21 protein-coding genes are annotated in these 20,752 nt (G+C 62.6%); 4 read left to right on the top strand and 17 right to left on the bottom strand.

What is annotated here, in order from left to right:
• Positions 1 to 20: 20 nt before the first annotated feature.
• The 4 genes from C2L64_RS29200 to C2L64_RS29190 form a co-directional block, all read right to left on the bottom strand.
• Positions 21 to 287: a CsbD family protein gene (locus C2L64_RS29200; RefSeq protein ID WP_007580822.1), complete on the bottom strand. Its 267-nt coding sequence runs from the start codon at positions 285 to 287 to the stop codon at positions 21 to 23.
• A 322-nt stretch (positions 288 to 609) separates the two neighbouring features.
• Positions 610 to 768 (bottom strand): hypothetical protein, encoded by a 159-nt coding sequence (locus tag C2L64_RS53445; RefSeq protein ID WP_158660542.1) that lies wholly within the window; start codon positions 766 to 768, stop codon positions 610 to 612.
• Between the two features lie 223 nt (positions 769 to 991).
• Complete coding sequence (locus tag C2L64_RS29195) at positions 992 to 1,234, bottom strand: hypothetical protein (protein WP_007580820.1); 243 nt, start codon at positions 1,232 to 1,234, stop codon at positions 992 to 994.
• Between the two features lie 84 nt (positions 1,235 to 1,318).
• Complete coding sequence (locus tag C2L64_RS29190) at positions 1,319 to 2,740, bottom strand: DHA2 family efflux MFS transporter permease subunit (protein WP_039900293.1); 1,422 nt, start codon at positions 2,738 to 2,740, stop codon at positions 1,319 to 1,321.
• A 164-nt stretch (positions 2,741 to 2,904) separates the two neighbouring features.
• Between C2L64_RS29190 and C2L64_RS29185 the strand changes: the two genes are divergently transcribed.
• Positions 2,905 to 3,360, top strand: coding sequence for a cupin domain-containing protein (locus C2L64_RS29185; protein WP_007580817.1), 456 nt, complete (start codon positions 2,905 to 2,907; stop codon positions 3,358 to 3,360).
• A 60-nt stretch (positions 3,361 to 3,420) separates the two neighbouring features.
• Here the strand turns inward: C2L64_RS29185 and C2L64_RS29180 are convergent, their stop codons facing one another.
• The 3 genes from C2L64_RS29180 to C2L64_RS29170 form a co-directional block, all read right to left on the bottom strand.
• The gene (locus C2L64_RS29180) at positions 3,421 to 3,627 is read right to left on the bottom strand and encodes a hypothetical protein (RefSeq protein ID WP_238554585.1); all 207 of its coding nucleotides are present in this window, start codon (positions 3,625 to 3,627) and stop codon (positions 3,421 to 3,423) included.
• Between the two features lie 214 nt (positions 3,628 to 3,841).
• Positions 3,842 to 5,107, bottom strand: coding sequence for a leucine-rich repeat domain-containing protein (locus C2L64_RS29175; RefSeq protein ID WP_007580813.1), 1,266 nt, complete (start codon positions 5,105 to 5,107; stop codon positions 3,842 to 3,844).
• An 81-nt stretch (positions 5,108 to 5,188) separates the two neighbouring features.
• Positions 5,189 to 6,244 (bottom strand): NAD(P)/FAD-dependent oxidoreductase, encoded by a 1,056-nt coding sequence (locus C2L64_RS29170; RefSeq protein ID WP_007580811.1) that lies wholly within the window; start codon positions 6,242 to 6,244, stop codon positions 5,189 to 5,191.
• An 831-nt stretch (positions 6,245 to 7,075) separates the two neighbouring features.
• On the opposite strand from C2L64_RS29170, the gene C2L64_RS29165 reads away from it, so the two are divergent.
• A complete protein-coding gene (locus C2L64_RS29165; RefSeq protein WP_238554584.1) occupies positions 7,076 to 7,906 on the top strand; it encodes a helix-turn-helix domain-containing protein in 831 nt (276 codons plus the stop codon).
• Positions 7,907 to 8,576: 670 nt separating this feature from the next.
• Positions 8,577 to 8,858: a hypothetical protein gene (locus tag C2L64_RS29160; RefSeq protein ID WP_007730323.1), complete on the top strand. Its 282-nt coding sequence runs from the start codon at positions 8,577 to 8,579 to the stop codon at positions 8,856 to 8,858.
• On the opposite strand, the gene C2L64_RS29155 is transcribed toward C2L64_RS29160, so the two are convergent.
• From C2L64_RS29155 to C2L64_RS29140, 4 genes are all read right to left on the bottom strand, one after another.
• Positions 8,843 to 10,282 (bottom strand): CHASE2 domain-containing protein, encoded by a 1,440-nt coding sequence (locus tag C2L64_RS29155; protein WP_238554583.1) that lies wholly within the window; start codon positions 10,280 to 10,282, stop codon positions 8,843 to 8,845. The genes C2L64_RS29160 and C2L64_RS29155 overlap by 16 nt on opposite strands.
• Before the next feature lie 92 nt (positions 10,283 to 10,374).
• Positions 10,375 to 10,992 (bottom strand): OmpA family protein, encoded by a 618-nt coding sequence (locus C2L64_RS29150; RefSeq protein WP_007580803.1) that lies wholly within the window; start codon positions 10,990 to 10,992, stop codon positions 10,375 to 10,377.
• Positions 10,989 to 11,660, bottom strand: coding sequence for a FecR family protein (locus C2L64_RS29145; protein ID WP_238554582.1), 672 nt, complete (start codon positions 11,658 to 11,660; stop codon positions 10,989 to 10,991). The genes C2L64_RS29150 and C2L64_RS29145 overlap by 4 nt, the downstream gene beginning before the upstream one ends.
• Positions 11,661 to 11,669: 9 nt before the next feature.
• The gene (locus tag C2L64_RS29140) at positions 11,670 to 12,617 is read right to left on the bottom strand and encodes a cupin domain-containing protein (RefSeq protein ID WP_007580800.1); all 948 of its coding nucleotides are present in this window, start codon (positions 12,615 to 12,617) and stop codon (positions 11,670 to 11,672) included.
• A 224-nt stretch (positions 12,618 to 12,841) separates the two neighbouring features.
• Here C2L64_RS29140 and C2L64_RS29135 point away from each other — a divergent pair, with 224 nt between their 5' ends.
• A complete protein-coding gene (locus tag C2L64_RS29135; RefSeq protein ID WP_007580799.1) occupies positions 12,842 to 13,768 on the top strand; it encodes a LysR family transcriptional regulator in 927 nt (308 codons plus the stop codon).
• A 22-nt stretch (positions 13,769 to 13,790) separates the two neighbouring features.
• On the opposite strand, the gene C2L64_RS29130 is transcribed toward C2L64_RS29135, so the two are convergent.
• From C2L64_RS29130 to C2L64_RS29105, 6 genes are all read right to left on the bottom strand, one after another.
• Positions 13,791 to 14,744, bottom strand: a complete 954-nt coding sequence (locus C2L64_RS29130) for a LysR family transcriptional regulator (RefSeq protein WP_039900290.1) — start codon at positions 14,742 to 14,744, stop codon at positions 13,791 to 13,793.
• A 96-nt stretch (positions 14,745 to 14,840) separates the two neighbouring features.
• The gene (locus tag C2L64_RS29125; RefSeq protein WP_007580792.1) at positions 14,841 to 16,388 is read right to left on the bottom strand and encodes an MFS transporter; all 1,548 of its coding nucleotides are present in this window, start codon (positions 16,386 to 16,388) and stop codon (positions 14,841 to 14,843) included.
• A gap of 252 nt (positions 16,389 to 16,640) precedes the next feature.
• A complete protein-coding gene (nudC, locus tag C2L64_RS29120) occupies positions 16,641 to 17,588 on the bottom strand; it encodes an NAD(+) diphosphatase (protein ID WP_007580790.1) in 948 nt (315 codons plus the stop codon).
• A gap of 105 nt (positions 17,589 to 17,693) precedes the next feature.
• A complete protein-coding gene (locus tag C2L64_RS29115; protein ID WP_007580788.1) occupies positions 17,694 to 19,265 on the bottom strand; it encodes a S8 family serine peptidase in 1,572 nt (523 codons plus the stop codon).
• Positions 19,266 to 19,343: 78 nt separating this feature from the next.
• The gene (locus C2L64_RS29110) at positions 19,344 to 19,625 is read right to left on the bottom strand and encodes a hypothetical protein (protein WP_007580786.1); all 282 of its coding nucleotides are present in this window, start codon (positions 19,623 to 19,625) and stop codon (positions 19,344 to 19,346) included.
• A 61-nt stretch (positions 19,626 to 19,686) separates the two neighbouring features.
• Positions 19,687 to 20,694 (bottom strand): alpha/beta fold hydrolase, encoded by a 1,008-nt coding sequence (locus C2L64_RS29105; protein ID WP_007580784.1) that lies wholly within the window; start codon positions 20,692 to 20,694, stop codon positions 19,687 to 19,689.
• Between the last annotated feature and the right edge of the window lie 58 nt (positions 20,695 to 20,752).

Raw genomic sequence — 20,752 nt, 5'->3', positions numbered from 1 at the left:
GTCTCTCGTCCTATGCCGGGTTAGTCGGCAGTGTCACGCCTCGATGACCACAGCGCGCCTATCACGAAGCCGATTGCAGTCGCGCCCGCCAGCACGGCAAGCGGGCGGGACGACATGGCGTCGCGCGCCAGGTCGGTTGCGTCCGCGCAGAGTTGTTGCGCCTTGCCGTGCAACTCATTCGCTTTGCCCTCGAGCTGCATCCCGACGTCGCCCGCGAGCGAGCCGATTGTTTCCTTCACATTGCCCGCAGCTTCGCGAAGGGTACCTTCCGCCTTGGTCGTTTCCATTTGTCACTCCAGTTGAGCACGATGTGATAAACCGCCATGTCGACGACGGGACAGTGCAGCATCGGCGCACCGCCTGCGATGAGTTATGAGCAAGCACCGAACCCGACGTGTGCACCGGGTAATACTACGCTGTCGAATGCGTGGAGTGGCTGAGGGATCAGGCTTGGGAATGTGACGCGATGTGTTTGGAGAGTGCCGTATGTAACGACGCCAGGTGGGTCTGGCGGCACGGCGGCGATCGCGACAGGCGATGCGCCGCTGGACGTCGTTCCGGACGTCCGAAGGGAAGATGACCTGCGATGGGGAGTCGGTACTTCTCTGCCTAGCTGCCGTTTTTATTGGGCTTATATAGCCAGACCAATAGCGCGCAGATGGCAAGCAACACTATCTTCGCGAAGAGCGTCGGTGCCAATGCTGCCAGCACCAGAAAGCACAAGAGCCAGATGATCTCGGCCGTCAGCAAGGCCAACCGTTTCTTCACGCCATCTCCTTGGTCTGCCAGCCGGCAACGCGTCCGAACGTCGCTGCACCGAGAAAAGAATCCCAGATTGTTCGCTGGGTCGCGGGCTGCGCGAAGTGCGCGACCTCTGGGAAGTATACTGGCACCATTAATGCATGGCGCGAAATTCATTCTTGTGGATCAGACAAAAATCGACGCGCGGCGCGCCAGGAGCCGCTGAGGTTCGACACGTATGAGCGGACGCTCAGCCCATCGCTCCGGCGCCGAAGCTGTCGTCGTCCGCGTCAGGGTCGCCGCCTAACGATCGGATGCAGTCGTCGAGAAACTCCATCGTGACCACTTCGTATTCGAGCGTTCCGGGCGTGCAGTCTTCTGGGTTCAATTTTCCGCGGGCCTTGCGAATGGTGCGGACGCTCCCTTCGACTGCCTGTGCAACACGCCACATCGGGTCATCCGGGACGTGCTTGTCAAGTTCATTTGCTTTCATGCACCGGATATCGGCGATTGCAATTCAACCTTGAGCATAAAAATCCGCTTTATGCTCGATGTGGGACGAAACTGAGGCGTGCCTCTAACGTGACGCGGCGCTAAGTCTGTGCCCCGCATCGCGGGCGAGCCTTACATAGCCGTACACCGATACGATCGTCAACGCGCCCGCGCACAGGAACGCGAAGCGGAAATCGTCGAGCGTGAACGCTTGTCCCTGACCACCGCCCGATCCGTTGACGGCCGCTGCCGCGCGCAGCGCCAGCGCGCCGAAGGCGATCCCGAGACCAATGCTCATCTGCGCCGCCGCGTTCCACAGCGTATTGGCCGCGCTCGTCTGTTCGGAGGGCACGTCCGCGTAGGCGAGCGTGGCCAGCGTGGAAAACTGTAGCGAACGCGCGAGCCCATAGATGAACACGACCACCAGTACCCACGCGAGCGGCGACGCAGGCGTCAGCACGCCACACGCGATGGTGAACACGCCGCATACCGCGCTGCCGGCTATCGCAACGCGCCTGAAACCGTAGCGCCGCAGGATCCGCGTCGTGAGCGCTTTCATGCCGAGATTGCCGGTTGCGCTGACAAGCAGCAGCAAGCCCGATTTGAACGCCGACAATCCGAAGCCGATCTGGAACAGCAAAGGCATCAGATACGGCACCGCGCCAATGCCGATGCGCGTCAGCGTGCCTGTGACCACCGTGACGGAGAACGTCGGGATCTTCAGCGTGGTGACGTCGATCAACGGATGCCGCTGGCGGCGCGCCTGATAGAACGCGACAGCGCCGATCGCGAGCCCAAGGGCAATGATGCCGAGTCCGACGAGGGGATTCATGTCCGGCTGGCTAGCCACATCGGCGCCGTACAGAATGGCCGTCAACGCCGCACCGCTCAGCACGAGGCCGAGCGCGTCGAAGGGGCGGCGTTCGGCGCTGCGCAGATTCGGCACCCACTTGAGCACGGCGATGAGCACGATGAGACAAACGGGCAGGTTGAGCAGGAAGATCCAGCGCCACGACGCATAGGTCGTGATGAAACCGCCTACGGGCGGCCCGATCACGGGCGCGACGATGCCCGGCCAGGTGATCGTTGAAATTGCCTGCATCAGTTGCTTCCGGTCGATGCTGCGCACCACGGTCAGCCGTCCCACGGGCACCATCAGCGCGCCGCCGACGCCCTGCAGCACACGCGCAGCGGTAAATTCGACCACGTTCTGCGAAATGCCGCACAGCAACGAAGCGACCGTGAACGTGACGATGGCCGAGAAGAACACGCTGCGGGAGCCGAAGCGGTCCGCGACCCAGCCGCTTGCCGGAATGAAGATCGCGAGCGCGATCATATAGGCGCTCATGCCGAGGCTGAGCGCGTTGGGGCTCGTGCCGAACGAGCGCGCCATCGCCGGCAGCGCCGTGGCGATGATCGTGGTGTCGAGATACTCCATGAAGAAGGTCGCGGCGACGACATAAGGCAGCGGCCCGAGTGAACCTGAGCGTGATGGCGAGTCTTTCATGAGTCGGGTGGGAGTGCGTGCGCAGCGGTACGCGATCGTACGATGACCGCGTCCATTCTGCAAAAGAGGGCTTCCGCGCTGGAGGCGCCGAGAGCGAACAATGCCACAACAATCGGGAATACCGTGTTTGAATGGACTGTTCGCGTGGATTGACGGAGTCTTGCATGCCCAAAATCGACATTGCCGGCATACCGGAACTTCAAGGCACGGGGTATCCACCGCAGTATGCCGCGCGCAGCGCTGAACGCATTCGCCAGCGGCTGGGCGACGCCGGTGGACTGTTCGATTTTGGAGTGAACCTCATGCGCCTGCCGCCCGGCAACTGGTCGAGCCAGCGCCATTGGCACTCGGCCGAAGACGAGTTCGTCTTCGTGCTCGAAGGCGAGCTGACGCTGATCGAAGACGGCGGCGAAACCGTATTGCGCGCGGGCGATTGCGCGGCCTTTCCGAAGAACTCCGGCAATGGCCATCACATGATCAACAGGTCGAACGTGACGGCCCTTTACCTCGAAGTCGGTTCGCGTTCGGCCGCGGATGTCATCACCTGCTCCGACATCGACATGATGAGCCCCAGCAGCGACGGCCGTTTCCTGCACAAGGACGGCACGCCGTATTCCTGACGCTCATCATGCGAATGACGGCGGCGCGCGCAGCGGCGCAACCGTGCACACCCGCCGCCGCTATTGCGCGGCTGTGAGCTTCAGGCTTGGCCGCGAACTGTCGACAGCGACTTCCTGCGGGATTTTGCGGCGGTCCGATACCAGTTCGATGCCCGCTTTTGCAACCTGTTCGCAGAACGCGATGCGGGATCGGTAATAGTCGGCTTGCAACTGCGCGTCCAGAACCCGTTGCTCCGCCAGGAAAAGACCCATTCGAAGCTCGCTCAAGGCCCGCTCGGCCTGCTTTTCTGGAGTCGGGGCGTGATGGGAAATCAGGTTTGCAAGCCAGTTAAGCATGAGCGTACCCTCCGGTACTCAAACACCTGGTCGAATTTCTCTGCCAGCGCGCATTTAAACGTCACGCGTGCTGTCGGATAAAGACTATCAAAAACCAGGCTGCTACTGTGTGACCTTGCGCACCTGTTGCGAAAATGTCGAATGCTCACCACACGATGCGCGTTTTCGGCAGCGCCGCCTTGAGTTCGTCGACGTTCCTGGCCTTGGTGCCATAGAGAACGAGTTCGCGCAATCCGGTGAGGCCCTTCAGCACGTCGATATCTTCGACAGGGGTGTTCGCGAGATACAGCTCCTGCAAATTCGTCAAACTTTTCAGCGAATCGATATTGCGAACTCTCGTGCGGAAAAGATTGAGCATGCGCAGGCTCTTCAGGTCTTTTAGCGCGTCGATGTTCTCGACGCGGGTGTCGGCAAGATTCAGCCTCTGCAGCGCGGTCAGTTCCTTCAACGCGTCGATGCTGGTGACCTGCGTGCGGGCGAGCACGAGCGTATCCAGTTGGCGCAAGCCGCGCACCGCGTCGATATCGTCGACCTTGGAGCCGTCCAGCACGAGCGTTTTCAGCGACGGCATGCCCTTTATCACGTCGATGTCGCGCAGCGGCGTGTTCGCAAGAAAAAGTGCCTGCATGTCGCGCAGCTTCTTCAACGCAGCGATGCTGTCGATCTGTGTCTCGTTGAGGTCGAGTGTTTTGAGGGCAGTGAGCTGGCCGAGCGCATCGATGTCACGCACGTTCCGCGCGCCGCCGAGTTTCAGTGTTTCCAGATGAGGCAGGTCTTCGAGCGGATCGAGATCCCGAACCTGGGTGTCGCGCAAGTCGAGTTGCCGAAGGTCGGTCAGATTCTTTAGCGCATCGAGATTCGAGACCCGCGTATCCCAGAGGGTGAGCGATTGTAGACCGGTCAGTCCTTTAAGCGCGGCGATGTTCTCTACTTCCGTGCGATGAAGTACGAGCCGCTTTAGCGAATGCATGTCCTTGAGTGCATCGATGTTCCAGACGGGCGTGCCCGTCAGGTCGAGCGAATCCAGAGTATCCAGTTCTTTCAGCGGATCGAGGTTGTCGATTTGCGTATTGGCGAGGTTCAGTTCGATCTTGCGGTCCGAATCCTTCAGGTGCGGAATAGCGGCCGCGACTTCGGATGCCGTCAGCGTCGGCTTTGCACGCAAGGCCAGGCAGGCGGAGTCAGGTGGTGCGGCAGAACCGTCGCTGTTGCTGCAGGTGGCCTTGATGAATCCGAGTTCGCCCAGCGCTCGTTCGTCCGGGCTTCTGCGCGACGAACTGAACACGGCGAACAGAATGATGAGCAACAGGACGACTGCGGCGCCGATGGCCCACGGTGTCGCGCGACGCCACGTGGGTGAACGCGAGTCTTCGATGTTTGGGTTCGTGCTTGACGGCGGCGTTTCGGACACGGAGCGCTCCGTTGGTTCTGGCTTCCTCCTTTATACACGAAGCGCGACGCGCATCCCGTCGCGGCAAAGGCGATCGATCTACTACGCGTGAGACGCGGCGACGCGCTCTGCCAGCTTCGTGTCATAGCTCGAATGGATGTGCACGCGTTTCTTGTCGGGAAACGCGTAGTTGTACGCCTTTCGAAGCGCGAGGGACGCCTCGTGAAATCCCGAAAGAATCAGCTTCTGCTTGTTCGGATAGCCCGCGATATCGCCCGCCGCAAAGATGCCGGGACACGTGCTTTCGTAGTTCGACGTGTCGACCGTGATGCGTCCGCCTTGTACTTCGATTCCCCACTTCGCTATCGGACCGAGATCGGCAACGAGACCGAACAACACCAGCACGTGATCGGCTTCGAGATGCGCAGAGCCTTCGGCCTGCCGGAGTTCGACCGATTGGAGTTGCCCATCAGGTGCGCTCAGGCTCGTGATCGTGCCGACCGCAAAATCCATTTCGCGCGCTTCGACTGCGCGGCGCATGTTGGCGACGCTGGAGTCCGCCGCGCTAAAACCACTGCGACGATGCACGAGCGTGACGTGCTGTGCAACCTTGCGCAGCGCCAATGCCCAGTCGAGCGCGGAGTCACCGCCGCCCGCCACGATCACTTTCTTGCCGGCAAAGTCGTCGAGTTTGGGGACGCTGTAGTGAACGTGACGGCCTTCGAGCGGCACGGCCTCTTCGAGCAGCAAACGCTGCGGGACAAACGACCCGTTGCCGCCCGCGATCAGGATGGCCGCTGCTTCGAATGCCAGTCCTTTATCGGTGCGGGCGAGCCAGTGTCCATTGTCAAGCCGCTCGACCGTTTCGACACGATGGCCGAGATGCAGCGGCGGAGCGAAGGGCCGGATTTGCTCGACGAGCCGGTCGACCAGTTCGCGCGCGGTGCATACGGGTATCGCCGGAATGTCGTAGATCGGCTTGTCCGGATACAACTCGATGCATTGGCCGCCCACACGCTCGATGTTGTCGACGATCTGGCTCGACAGGCCGATCACGCCCGCCTCGAACGCGGCGAACAGCCCCACGGGTCCCGCGCCGATGATCAGCACGTCGGTGCTGATGGGTGAAGCGGGCGGCGTGTCTGCCGGAGTGGTCATGGGTGGTCCTCGGGTCGATGGCTGTCGCGTGTGTCAATGCACGATCTCACGATACAGACGCGGGCATGGGTCGGCAACGAAGGCACCATGGCGGGCAGGGGTAAGCCGCGTGTGTCGACGGCGCTACTTTGAATCTTCCCTACGACGCGTTTGTGAGCTTTGTCGCGAGTCATCCGCGCGATTGAGCAAGAGTTGCAGGCAAGTGCAACGCTCTCTCATCGAATGAAAAACTTGCCGATTTGACAAATTCGGTTCCGCGAATTTGTGCACTCTACAAGACAAATCTTCAAAACGCTGCGCACGTAATCTTCAAAACCTCCCTTTCCATGCCATTTATCCGAGTGGCATGGATGCTGCTCTTCCAATGCGCCATGCATTGAATGCCCATTGTGAAGGGGTGAAGCAACGCCAGTCGATGGGTCCAGGACAACACACGTCACTACAACCGTTAGCCCGGAGGCGACGATGTTCGACGCAGCGCTTCTGCGCAATGACCTCGCACCAACCTTCAGACAGATAACCCTTCGGCGTCGGGCTGCGCTCGGGTCACGAGCCGATTTTCCGTTCGCGTTTAAGCGAATGCCCTAAACGATCGTCTTAGAAGTCATTGCATGCGCAGGCATGCCACTCACACAGCACGCGGGAGAGACCATGTTCGTCGAGAGCAACTTGCAATGGATACTACACAAACAGATCAGCGCAGCATCAACCACACAACGTATCGCTTTCGTACTCACTGAATCGTGCGATCTGCTAGGGATAGGCGCCATCGCCGAGGCGCTTGAATGCGCGTGCTCGATGGCGATGAGCGAGACTTCGAAAAGATACGAGATGCGATTTCTGTCCGAAGCCGGTGGACATGTCAAATGCGATCGCTCGCTGTTCGTCTCGACAGATGAATTGCCGAAGAACAGTGACGAAACGTTCGCCCATGTGTTCGTCGCCGGTAGGACGCATTCGGGAGCGGCCTGCGATACGCCTTCGTTAGGCGGCTGGCTGCAACGGATGAAGGCCAATGGTGCGCGCATCAAGTTCCTCACAGCAGGCTTCGAAACGTCGAACGGAACCGACAATCAAGGCACGGTCAGCGGATACGAACAGACGCGCCGTCGAAGGGCGCAACTGGGTAATGCGGTCAAAGCGGCATTCGAAGTTATCCGCGCGGATTTCGGCGAATCGATCGCGCACGAAGCGCTGCGCCGCATATCATTCGTGGATTCAAGCGAATGGCTTTCGCCGTCCGTGGACGCAACCAATACTGCGGGGGACCGAATTCGCGCAGCGGCACGGTGGCTGCAGGACAACTGCCATCGCGCCGTCAGTGTGAACGACGCCGCCGAAGCCTGCGCGATGAGCCAGCGGACACTGCTACGCAACTTTCAGACATACATTGGCGCGTCGCCGTCGGAGTATTTGCAACGAGTCAGGCTCGAGCGTGCGTGCCAGTTGCTCGCGGAGACTTCGCTGCCTGCGGACAAAGTGGCGCGACGCGTTGGACTGACCAATGGCGATAGACTTGGCAAGCTGTTTCGCCGGTGCGTTGGCAAGTCCCCAATCGAGTACCGTGCGTGGATGCGTGGCAACTCAGGTGCAAACGAAGCGAATGGCGGGACGGTGTCCAGTGTCGATCAGCAGTCGGCGCTCGCGACGTGTGACGAATGACGGGCGCTGCGCGCGGGGATAGCACTGTTTGGTTCAAAGGGCGGTGCGCGACGTGTGTTCCGCACTGCCGAATTTCGCCCGCTCTTATTGGATGGGAGGCGGGCGCCGATTGAGTTGAACCCTGGTTCGTTGCATACATCCTGGGTCGACGCAGAGTGCCTGATATGGGCCGCGATACGCGCACGCATCGAGCGTCGTGTTTCGCGGCCCAATTGCTTGCATCCTGTCGTGCGGCATCAGCGTGTCATTCAGTGCTTCGTTAAAGATAGCATCATGCTGCGACTGCATTCTGTTGGGCGACCACGTACATCAAATAGAGAACAGTTGGCAGCGGCCCGACAACATGACGCCTTGCGCGTCGAACGGATTCGCTTTTCAATGCAGCAATTCTGTTTGTTTTCAACTACCTGACGGAAGTTGGCGACAAACATAGCCCGGCTGGCACAACCCCTGCATTGGTAAGCGCGGGCACAACGACGGCCAGTTTGACGAGGCCGCCACGGCGTCAACAGCATTGCTCAGATTCCTGGAAAGTGTTGTTCGTTTGAGCCTCTTTGGCAGCGTGCCGCACGACGGCCCTGCACATCGTCCCATCAACATTGAAAACGACACGACGCAATGGACATCGTCCTTGCGCGTCGATCCGTTCATTGATTTAATTGGAGTCCTTATGAAATCGAAACTCATCGTTACTTTGCTCATCGCAAGCTCGGCGTCGTTGGCAGCACCCGCTTTCGCAAGCGGTTACGGTCCTGCGCCTTACTATCGTCCGGATGTCGGCGCACCGGCTTCGCAGGCTGGCCAAAGCGCTCAAACACTCGCGGCAGAAGCGGCCCAGGCCGGCATGATGGACGAAAAGCGCGCCGGTGTCGGCGGCGACGAAGCGATGACCACGCAGTCGGGCCGCCGCGCGCCTGCCGATCGCCAGGGTCCGGTCTATCGCGGAAGCTGATCCGCAGATCGCGAAGCGCTGGCTCGCCGGCGCTTCGCTTCTCGCCTGGTTTGCACGCCCAGGTCGAGCAATGCGGTCGAAAAGAAGCAGCCCATCACCGCAGACAGGATGATGAAAATCGACGCTGCGTCGACGAGCAAGCCGACGTATTTGAACAGCAGCAGACAGCTCGCGAGCAATAGCAGGTTGAGCAGCAAGCCGAGGACCGCGGACGCTTTCGGCACGGCCCGCACGAATGCCGCAAGACGCGAATCGGTATGCGGCAGATACCAGATGATCAGAATCCCGAATGCGAGGACGAAGATCGTCTCGGCCCACTTGAGCCAGACAGGGCGGCGCAGGAAACGCCCGTCGAAAATCGTCTCGATGATCTGAGCCTGAATCTCGATGCCCGGCACCAGTTCGCCTAGCGCGGTCGTGCGCATGTCGGTGTTTCCTGTCCCCGTCAGCCCGACCAGCACCAGCTTGTTATGAAAGCGTTCGGGATCGACCTGGCCTTGCAGCACGTCGCGTGCGGAGACGTAGCGATGCTGCATCGAGCGTATCGACGCGAAATGCAGCCAGATGTCGCCGTCGGGCTGCGTGGGAACCTGCACATCCGCGACGCCGACTGACTGCATGCCCGCCGTGTCCGCATACACATCGACGGCCGCTGAACCCGTGACGACGCGCAGTATTTCGATGGGCATGCACGGCACGAGCTTGTCGCCCAACCCGAGGATGAGAGGAATGCGCCGGACGGTGCCCTGTTCGAGCGCGACATTCAGCATCGCCTGTCCGTGCGCCGCCGCCTGCAATTCCGGCAGGCTCGCGAGCACGTAGGTGTACCGCTTCACCCGGTTCAGCGGGTCGACGCCATGCACGAGAATCGGCGCGCTGCGCAGGTCGGTGCTGGTGTCGAACGCGGCGTGATCGACGGCGGCGGCGCCTAGAACCGAAGGCGCGGCGCGCAGCGAGTTCGCGAGCGTGGTCTCGTGGCGAGGCAGCGCGCGCAAGCCGGCCGCGAGCGCGGCGGCCGAATCGGGCAGGTTGTCGGCGACCTTGTCGGGCGAGGTCTGATCGGCCTCGGGCATGTAGATGTCGAGGCCGATCGCGAGCGGCTTTTGCGCCGCGATCGCATCGACGAGGCTCGCCAGCCGGTTGCGCGGCCACGGCCATTGACCGACGGCCGCCAGCGTCCGGTCGTCGATCGCGACGATGGTCACGGGCTGCGAGGCGGGGATGCGTGGGAAGCGGCGCTGGTAGTGATCGAATAGCAGTTGCCGCGCCGTGCCGAACGTATCGGGCACCATGTCATCGAGCTTGTCGAAGAGCGCCGGTCGCGGAATGACGCCGGGCGATTCGCTGTACAGGTTCAGCAGACTCAGGCCGAGCAGCACCGCGAGCGCGACGGGGCGTCCCTGTCCCGCCCTCATCAGCTTCATGAAAAATATCAGCCATGAGTAGTCGCGAAAGCGTTTCATGTCGGCAGCGGCAGATCAATGCCCGTGACAGGCGCAGTGACGGATCACCCGGATCACTGGATTGTAATGACGACGCGCCGATTCATCTGGTTAGGGACACCATCCGCCGTGTGCACGAGCGGCTCGCGCTTGCCGCGCCCCGCCGTTTCGATTTCTTTCGCCGGGATGCCCGCCTTGACGAGGAACTTCGCGACGGTCTGCGCGCGCTGCATCGACAGCTTGTCGTCGTATTCCTGCGAGCCCGCCAGGTCTGTATGGCCCACTACAGTGAGATGCGGCGCGGGCCACGTCGCGAGCGCCGCTTTCAGTTGCTGGACGGTGGCGTTGGACTGCGGCGCGAGTTCCGTGGCCGAGTCGAACAGGAAGTTGATCGTGTAGGTCTTCGGACGCGGCGGCTGCGCGGCGAGTACCTCGCCATAGCGTGCTTCGACATTGGCCGGAGTGGTCGCGGTCTGCTCGATCGCGCCGCCTTTTGCCACTTCGGCCGTCGCGTAAGCCTTGTCGATGACTTGCGTCTTGTTACCGCTTCGCACGATGACGCTGCCGACCGTGCCGTCCGGATCGGGCAGCAAGGTGATCTTGTCGGGCGTCGAGCTGCATGCCGAAACGAACGCCAGCGTCGCGCAGGTTGCGCACCATGTGAGCCTTCGGCGCAGTGCCGCGGGCCTCAATGCCCGTTCTCCCCGTCGCCGACCTCGATGATGAATTCGGTGCCGCGCACGCCGAGCGTCGTGGTCGGCGTGCTGAAACGCACCGCTTCCGGATGGGCCTTCGCCAGCTTGCCGTCGACGACCGCGAGCGATCCGCGCCGGATCGTCGCGTCGAGCGTGCCGTCATGGGTGGTGGTGTCGAAGGCGAACTGGTTGAGTTCCAGCACCGAACTGGAGCCCTCTGAAAGCAGCGTATTGTCGCGCAGCGTGATGCCGACGGAAGACGCGGGGCCCGTCACGATACGGTCGCTTTTGAACACCTCGCTGCCGACGGCGGCGTCCATGCTTTGCGCGGTGCGCTCGATATGAACTGAGCCTTTGACCGTCTTGACGACGCCGATCGAATCCGCGCCGAATGTGTCGATCGCGGCAGCGCATCCGCAGGCGAAAACCAGTGCATAGTTGACGGCTTGCTTGTGCATGGTGACGACCGTGATGGCGGTTGGACGACGCGCGCCAAAGCGAAGGCCGCGCGGGAGAAGGCGGCGCGGTTCTTGGTTATCTTTGGGACAATAGCGTGCCGCGCGCGATCGTTCAGTGCGCTGCCGCACATATCGCGCGGTTATTCGGCGTGTTTCTGGCAGAAGACTTGCAGAGTTTCGGGCGCTTTTCGACGCCCGAAACTCCATTACGTCATATCAACTCGCAAAGCGGATATCGAGCGAACGCAAATAGGTCTGCAAGCCTGCATCCTGCAGAGGAATCACATACGCGAAGTCGTCCGATTCGTTGAAGTGCGCGTGCCAGTAGCCCGGCGGCGTCACGAACGCCATGCCTGGCGTCCAGTCGACGCGCACGGGATCGACGATATTGCCTTGCACATCCACTTCGGTGCCGACCAGCGTATAGACGCCCGGCTTGCAGTCGGGAATGAAGTCGAGGGCAATCGATTGATGCCGGTGCGGCTTCTGCATGCTGTTCGGCGTGACGACGCCGAACATCGCCCACATCGAATGCGTGACCGTGCGGGTCTGCGGGAACAGGCGGTTGCCGAGCAGTACGCTCACGCGATTGCGTTGCGCGGCGCCCGGTGCGCGCGCAACCTTTTCGAGTTCTGCTCTCGCGCGCGCAGCCGGATAGAGCGTCGGCTGGAAGCGCGCACGCGACACGTCGACACCGAGGTAAGCGAGCAGCGGAGCATCGTTGACGTAGTACAGGCGCGCCGTCGAATCGGCGGCCAGCAGTGCCTGCGCGCCGCCCGGCAACGAGAAGAAATCGCCTTGTGCGAAGCGGAATGCCGTGTCTTTCTGCGTGACCGAGCCGGAGCCATCCAGCACATAGAACACTTGCGACGTCGCCTTCGGATGGACCGTCAGCGATTCGCCCGCGACGATGCGCAAGAAGTTCGCCATCAGGCCGGGGCCCGTCGCCGGATAGTCGCATCCGAGTTCGGCGGACAGATCGAGCGGCACCATGCGCGTCGGCCCGCTGTCGTACAGCGAGGCGGGAAACGTGCGGTACGGCACGCGTGAAATCAGCTTCGCGCCGATGGGATTGGCCGACGAGGTGTATTCGAAGTACTCGGCGTCGAGTGTCACGGCTTGATCGTCGAGTTGCAGCGTCGACGGCGCGGTCTTATCCAACATGACTGAATTCCTGAGTGAGGGTGAGCGCTTCTCGCGCGGGAAGCGTCGTCGCGGCGGCTCATCACAACTGGAGCCCGGTGCAACGGCGTTGAGTCAACTATAGGGACGCGATTCGTGTGACAGAATCACGCTGACCGGAAATCAGCTTTGCAGAAAGGGGATAACTTCGGGCGAGGCGTTGCAATACACTGGGCGCGGCTTTTCATTCGGAACGCGGCATTGACATGGATTACTTTTCTGCCATACGTGCATTTCTTTTTGCCGCCGAATTGGGGAGCTTCAGCAAGGCGGCGAATCGCATCGACGTGAAGACGTCGACGGTATCGCGCTACGTCAGCGAGCTCGAACGCGATCTCGGCATTGCGCTGTTCAACCGGTCCACGCGTGGCCTCGTGCTGACGGAAGGCGGCCGGGTGTTTCGCGAGCATGCCGTCGTCGTCATCAAGACGCTGGACGATGCGCGCGAAATCACCTCTTCGCTGAATACGTCGCCGCGCGGGCTGTTACGCGTGACGATGCCGCGCTCGTTCGGACTGCGGCACGTGATACGGCATCTGCCCGAATTCATGGACCGCTATCCGAAGATCGACGTCGATGCCGTGATGACCGACGACACGATCAACGTCATCGACTCCGGCATCGATCTCGCGATCCGCATCGGCGTATTGCCCGATTCGCAATTGATGGCGCGTCAGCTCGCGGTGCAGCGGCGCATCGTGTGCGCGAGCCCGGCTTATGTCGCGCAAAACGGCACGCCCGCCGCGCCCGACGATCTCGCCACGCATGCAGCGCTGCGCTCGCCGCTGGCGGCTGACGACCGCTGGCTTTTCTTTCATCGTGCGCGCGGCGCAAAGGCCGTGGAAGCGGCCGTGCAACTGCATGGCCGGCTGCGCGTCGACGACGTCGAGGCGTTGATCGCGCTGGCGCTCGCAGGGCGCGGCATCGCATTGCTGCCGACGTGGGCGATCGGCGCCGCGCTGCGCGACGGCAAGCTCGTGCATCTTTTGCCGGAGTGGGACGTTCAGCCGACCCGCGCGGCGCCTGCGATATGGGCTGTGTATCCGCGAAAGAAAACCGTGTCGTCGAAGGTGCGGACCTTCATCGACTTTTACACGGCGGTTTTCAATCAGAAAGGGTATTGGGAGAGTTGAGTCCGCAGCGACGCGTCAGCGCTCACGCATCGGCGTGCGCCTGCTTCATGTCGCGCAGGTTTGCCGCGGACGCGCTGAGCATCTGCGGAATCTCGTCCCTTAGAAACTCGACGAAGGTTTTGATCTTCGCGTCGAGATAGCGGCGCGACGTGTAAAGCGCGTAAGCCGAGAGCGGCTGCAAGTGGTAGTCCGGCAGCACGCGTATGAGCGATCCGTCTCGCAGCGCCGACACGGCCGTCGACATCGGCACCGCGCCGATACCGATGCCTTCCTTCAACGCGACGGCAAGTCCGTCCGCGGAGTTGATGCGAAAACCGCCGGCCCGCAGATGCACGGTCTCTATGCCGTCCGGCCCTTCGAGCAACCAGCGGTCGGTGGGATAGACGGGGGAGACGAACTGGAAGCATGCGTGCTGCGTCAGTTCATGAACGTCACGCGGCATGCCGTGCTCGCGCAAGTACGCGGGCGCTGCGCATAGCACGCTATGCACCGTGCCGAGCCGCTGCGCGACGAGGCTCGAATCGGGCAATTCCTCGACGCTCAACTGGACGCTCACGTCATACCCTTCGTCGATGATGTCGGGCATATGCTGCGACAGCGTCAATTCGATGGAGACGGACGGATAGCGCTGCCGGTAGCGAACGATAGCGGGCGTGACATAGGTTTGACCGAAGCTCGACGTCGCATGCACGCGCAACTGGCCGGTGGGACGGACTTGCGCATCGGCGGCCTCGGCTTCGGCCTGATCGACGAAGGCGAGAATCTGCTCGCAGCGCTGCAGGTAACGATGCCCCGCTTCCGTCAGAACGACCTTGCGGGTGCTGCGGTTCAACAGGCGCGTGCGCAGATAGGCTTCGAGCGAAGAGACGGCGCGCGAGACGGCGGGCACCGTGACGTTCATGCGCTGCGCAGCGCCCGTAAAGCTGCCTTCCTCCGCTACGCGAGCGAAGATCCGCATGTTGGTGAGAGTATCCACTTGTCAAACGCTCCACAGTGCGCGCCGCGCACCTTCTTCAAGCTTGCGCACTGCAAATCTGCAATCGATGTTGATGACGCTTTGCAGAATACGCGATCAATCGATTTGCCGCTGGTAGAGCGCAAAGAGGCCGCCGCAAAGGGCGATGACGATCAGGAAGTAAAAGCCGTCCAGCGAACTCAGAAAGCTCGCCTGTTGCGAGACGACGCGGCTGATCTCGACGAGCGCGAGGCCCTTCGCATCGCCCGCCGTATGACCCAGCCCTTCGAATGCGCGTGTCAGGCTCTCGAAGGAGTCCTGGAACACAGGATTGAACGGATTTACGAACTCGGTCAGGCGTGTCTCGTGCACGGCCTCACGGTGCTGTTCGAGAATGATGATCGTCGCTGTCGAGAACGAGTAGGTCAGTTGCTTGACCATGTTCTTGAAGCGGTAGCCGTGGTTGTACTCTTCGATCGAGAAGATGCGGAACGTGAGATTGGCGACGGGCAATACGATGAACACGAGCAGCAGGCCGCGCAGCAGAAGCGGCGGCAACAGCCACGGCATGCTGACGTCGGGCGGCATGCTCGCCATCCAGGTACCGATCAGCGCGGCGATCAGAAAGCCGGGGACGATCAGCCAGCGCTTGTGTTTGATGAGGGGCGAAACGCGGAAATAGACGAACGCGACGACCAGCGACCCAAACGATGTGAGGCCGACCAGCCGCCCCGCGTTCTCGACAGGATATCGAAGTCCGCCTTCGAGAAAGCGCGAGACCAGATAGCTCATCGCATTGCTGATGTAGTAGAACATCACGTACAGCGCGATGCCCGTCTGGAACGTCCGTTCGCGCAACGCGTGAAGGCGCACGAGGGGAGCGGGTTGATGCCATTGATGCCACGCGAACCAGCCGAGCGACAGCAATCCCGCCGCCGTCAGTCCAACCAGCATGGGCGAACTGAAGAACAGTTCGAACCGCACCTGTTGCATCGCGATCTGCAACGCGCCCTGCGCGAACGCAAAGACCATATACGGCCAGAAGTGCGCTTCGCCGCGCGCTTCAGGATGCAGCTTGCCCGCAGGCGGCACGACGAGCAGCACGAGGAGCGCAAGGCCGACGGCCGCGAGCGTCGTGCAGGTGAAGAGTGCGCGCCAGTCGAACGAAGCGACCAGATAGCCGCCCACGAGCGGCGCGAGCGCGGTCGCCAGCAGGATCATGCCAAGAAACGCGCGCACCGCCGAAGCGCGCCGCTGCGGCGGGAAGTTCGTCTGAATGAGAATGCGGCACGCGCTCATCATCGGGCCGATGAAATAGCCCTGCGCGCCGCGCGCGAAGGCCAGTTCAATCGACGATTCGCTCAGCGCCGCCGCCGCCGATGCCGCCGCGAACAACAACAGGCATCCGCCGATATAGCGCCGGTAGCCGACCCGCTCGACCCACCATTGCTGCTGAAGAATGGCGAGCACGGAGGCGACGGCATACGCGCTCGACGACCACACGAGTTCATCCGTCGATGCATTGATGCCGCCCGCGATATAGCTGGTGAAGAACGAGAAGATCGTGTTGTCGAAATACTCGAGGCCGGTGGCGAGCGCGATGGCCCACGGGAAGAGGTCCTCGCGAAACCGTCTGGCGATGAACGGCGTATGTGCGGCTGACATGGCGGTTACGCGCCGCGGACGCCCGCGCTGCTGTGCGACACCGCCGCAGCGCGCGTAGGGAGCGTGGCGTCGATCGTGACGGCGGTTGGAACTTCGGTGGACATGCGGGAAATGCTGCTGCCATACGGTCAGGAAGAGCCGTATTATACATCAACGTGAACGTTCGCGTACAGGTTTGCAGGTGCCTCGGGTTTTCGTGGCACGAGCGTTGGCGCATCGAGGGTGTGAAAAAGACGAAGGGCTACTGGCGAGTCAACTGCGCAGCACAGCTTCGCCGTGTTCGACATACGCGTGCAGCAGATGATGCGCAATCGCGAACGGCTTCGGCGCCGACAGGTTATCCGTATGCGTACCCGCGAGCATCGCGGCGACTTCGGCGCGCGTGAACCAGCGCGCGTCTTCGAGTTCGTTGGTGTCGATGACGATGTCCTTGCTGCTGGCGCGCGCGAAGCAGCCAATCATCAGCGACGAAGGAAACGGCCACGGCTGCGACGCGAAATAGACGACCTCCGCGCATGTCACGTGGGCTTCCTCATGCACTTCGCGGCGCACTGCGTCTTCGACGGTTTCGCCCGGCTCGACGAAGCCCGCGAGCGCCGAGTACATGCCCGGCGCGAACTGACGCTGGCGTCCGAGCAGGCAGCGCTCGCCGTCGATGGTCAGCATGATGACGACGGGGTCCACGCGCGGGAAATGGCGCGTGCCGCACGCATCGCAGGTGCGTTGCCAGCCGGCCGCCGTCGCGCGGCTCGGTGCGCCGCAGTTCGCGCAGAAGCGATGGCGGCGGTGCCAGTCGAACATCGATTTGGCCTGGCCAAGCACGCCGAGCATTTCTTGCGCGACGAGGCCTTGCATAGCGATCGAGCGCAGATCGATGCGGTCGTGCAATTTTTCTTGCGATTGCCCTTCGTCTTGCGCGAGACCGGATGCGAAGCCGAGCGCGAAACGTCCGCTGCCGTCGCTGTCCTGGCCGAGAAACACGCGTTGCAGCGGCTCGCCGAACGCGGCAGCTTCGCTTGCGACGAACCATGGCTCGTGTGTGTCGCCGCGCTTGAGCAAGGGAACGTCGCCATCGAAGACGAGAAAGCGCGCGGCGGGAGCGTCGTGCAGACTGGCGATGAAGGCCTCGTCGTCGCGTTGTTCGGAGCGGCGGTCGAGCAGATTGAGATTGAAGCCGATGGAAGCGGAAGGGACGATCATTACGTTGGAATGTGGGCCGGGACGATCCGCAAGTATGGCACGGCGTCCTGCCCCGCGCAGACGGCTGGGCGTTCCGGAACGAACCGCCGTCTGCGCGTGAAAGCGTCAGATCTGCTTCACTGCCGCGAGCGCATCGGCGAGTCCCGCGCCCGTCGCGCCGTCTTCGCCGACGCCCGCCGGCACGCCCGCGCCCTTCGGATCGCTTGCCGGGTTCGCGTGGCCCTTCGTCACGTCGCGCGCGGTGCGGCGCAGGATCGCCTTGATGTCGCCCGGCGAGAGGTGCGGGTCCGCCTGCAACAGCAGCGCGCACAGGCCCGCTAGCTGCGGCGCAGCCGCCGACGTGCCGCTGAACACGCCCCAGCCGTCGTTGGGCGTGGTGCCGTCGAAGGCGGCGTTTTCGCGGTCGATCTCGCAACCGGCCGAGACGGGCAGCGAGATGTACGTCGCGTGCGGCAGCATGCCGACCAGCCCGCAGACGTCGGGCACGCTGCGGCCCGAGTAGATCAGGCTCCTGAACGCGCTCGCGTAGTCCGACGCGCGCATCGCGCCGTGCTGATCGACGAACACGCCACCCGCCGAAATGATGTCGGGCATCTGGCCTGGGAACGAATAGTGGCCGTTGCCCGCCGAGAAGACGATCACGATGCCGCGCTTCACCGCGGCCTGAATTTCCGCCTCCAGCGCGACGAGCCCGTTCGGCAGTGTGTTCAGCGGCGTGTCGCCGGGTCCGCGCAGGTCGTAGCCGAGGCTCACGGAGATGACCTGCGGATCGTGCTTGAGCGCCTCTTGCAAGCCTTCGAGCACGGATGCGCCGCTGGTCGGATCGGCTTCGTTGTCGAGCTTCACGCCGATGAAGGTCGCGCCCGGCGCGATCGCGAAGATGTTGGCCGATTCGCCCGTGCCGTGGCCGTTGCCGTCGGTGCGGCGATCGGTGGCGCCCGGCGCAAGCACGATCGACGACGAATAGCCGTGCGCCTTGAAGTACGGATGACCGTGAGCAAAGCCGCTATCGATCATCGCGATGCGCACGCCTTTGCCCGTGATGCCCTGCTGGTGTACGGGCGTCGCGTTGAGCTTGAGCGCGATGTCGGCGGGCGCGGCGAGATGGAAGTAGGGCACGGCGGGCGGCGTCGCGGACGGCGCGCTGGCCTCGTGCGGCTTCTTCGTGGCGGGACGCTTCTTTGCTGCTGTCGTGGTCTTTTTCGCCTTCGTGCTCTTTGCCGCCTTTGCTGCTCTCGCCATGTAGATGTGCGGCCACTGGATATAGACGTCGTCGAGCAGCGATTTGATCGCGGGGTCCGGGTTCCATGGCGCGTCGTCGGGCGGATAGAGCACCGAGCTGAACTGCGCCGCCGACGCGCAGGGCGCCTTCATGCGCTTGAGGCGCGTCTGAAACACCGCTTCGAATTGCGCGCGCGTGCAGCGCATCGACGCCGACAGCGAGCCGCGGCCCGTCAGCGTGAAGCCGCGCCGCGCGAGTTCGGCGAGCGCGAGGTCGGCTTGCGCGGGATCGGGGATGAACGAGGAGACCGTTTCCGTCGACATGCGCGCGCCGAATCGTGTCGGCCCGATGTCCTGGCCCGGCCGGTTGAACGTCACGGCAACACGGAGCTCTTCGTTGGCGGCGTCGCCGCGTGCGGGCCGCGCGGCCGCGTCTTTGGGATCGTAGGCCTTCATCGTTTCTTCTCCTGTGTCGACGGGAGTCGGCGCATCGGCGTGTATGCGCTGCCCCGTCACATGCAAGACGAATGCAGGTTATTCGAATGAAAGATGTTGCGGCGCTTCGCTGATCGACGAGACGTACGGTTGGAGACTGCCCGGCACGGCAAGGGTTCCGCTCGTGCCGGAAGAACAGGAAAAAAGCTGGCGGAATGCGTCATCGGGCATACGCGCGGACAGCGTGGCATGGCCCTCGCCGCTGATCTGCATGCCGAGCTGCTCGGCGGCGAGTCTGGCCGCTTCGCGTGCGGCGTCGGTGCGGCAGGGATCGTGCAGCAGAAGCTGCAGACGACGTACAGGGCAGGTTTCGTTCGTCATCGCCACCTCCAGATGGGTCGCAACAGAACGCGCCGTTGTGCCTCGAAGAAGGCTTTTGATCTTACGCCTGCTCGTGCAGTTGCGCTGCTTTTGCCGTCTGCCGAGGATGCGCCTGCGATCGCGTGATGAAACGGTTGATGGCCGAAGCCAGCGCATGCGGATACTGATACATCATCGCGTGACCCGCCGAGCGCACCACCAGCAATTGCGCGTCGGGCAGCGTGCGGGCGAGCGCTTCGGCGTTCTGCTTCGACAGGATGGTGTCGTCGTCGCCCGTGAGGATCAGCGTGTCGGTGTGCAGGGTGCGCAGTGCGCCGGCGGCGGCATCGTCCTGTTCCCATGCGCGCAGCAGCGCCGTCTGGCCGGCCGTCACGGTCGCGGAGATGGTCGGCGACGCATAGCCGGCGGGCACGAACATGTTCTTGCGGAAGCATTCGCCCGCTGCCTTCGCAGCCGATGGCGGAAAGAGGACCTTCATCACGTCGTTGAATGTCGTGCCCGGCTTGCCCGACAGCGTGGCTTCGACGTCGGGCGCGACGGGCACACCGAGGCGGCCGGGCGCGGGCGCGCTCATCAGCACGACGCGCTGCACGTTCGCAGCATGGTCGATCGCGAGCTGCGTGGCGACTGCGCCGCCCATCGACCAGCCGAGCACCGTCACGTCGCGCAGCTTTAGCGTGTCGATCAGCGCGGAGAGGTCGCTTGCCATGTCCTGCACGGTGAAGCTCGACGCCGTCGGCAGCGAGCGGCCCACGCCGCGATTGTCGAAGACGATGACTTCATGATGTTTCGCGAGGTCCGCGAGAAAGGCCGCGTCCCATTCGGAGAGCGTCGCGCGAAAGCCTGTCTGCAGGACGATGGGACTGCCGCGGCCGAAGCGGTAATACGCGATGTCGCCTTGCGGCGTGTGCGCGATCTGCTCGCGAGTGGCCGAATTCTGGTCCGGCCGGTTTGCGACGACAGGGCAGGCGTTTTCGAGCGGATAGCTGACGGTCTTTGCGTCGACGGGCGCCGCGATGATGCCAGCGAGCAACGCGGCGAGCGGAACGATGGCATGCAGACGTTTCATGACGATGATCCTTTCGCGGCACGCGGATGGCGGCGCGCAATCACGCGTTTCGTTTCGC

Source organism: Paraburkholderia hospita, from assembly GCF_002902965.1.
Taxonomy (GTDB): domain Bacteria; phylum Pseudomonadota; class Gammaproteobacteria; order Burkholderiales; family Burkholderiaceae; genus Paraburkholderia; species Paraburkholderia hospita.
The sequence above is the reverse complement of the archived record's forward strand: the minus strand, read 5'-3'. Positions and strand labels throughout refer to the sequence as shown.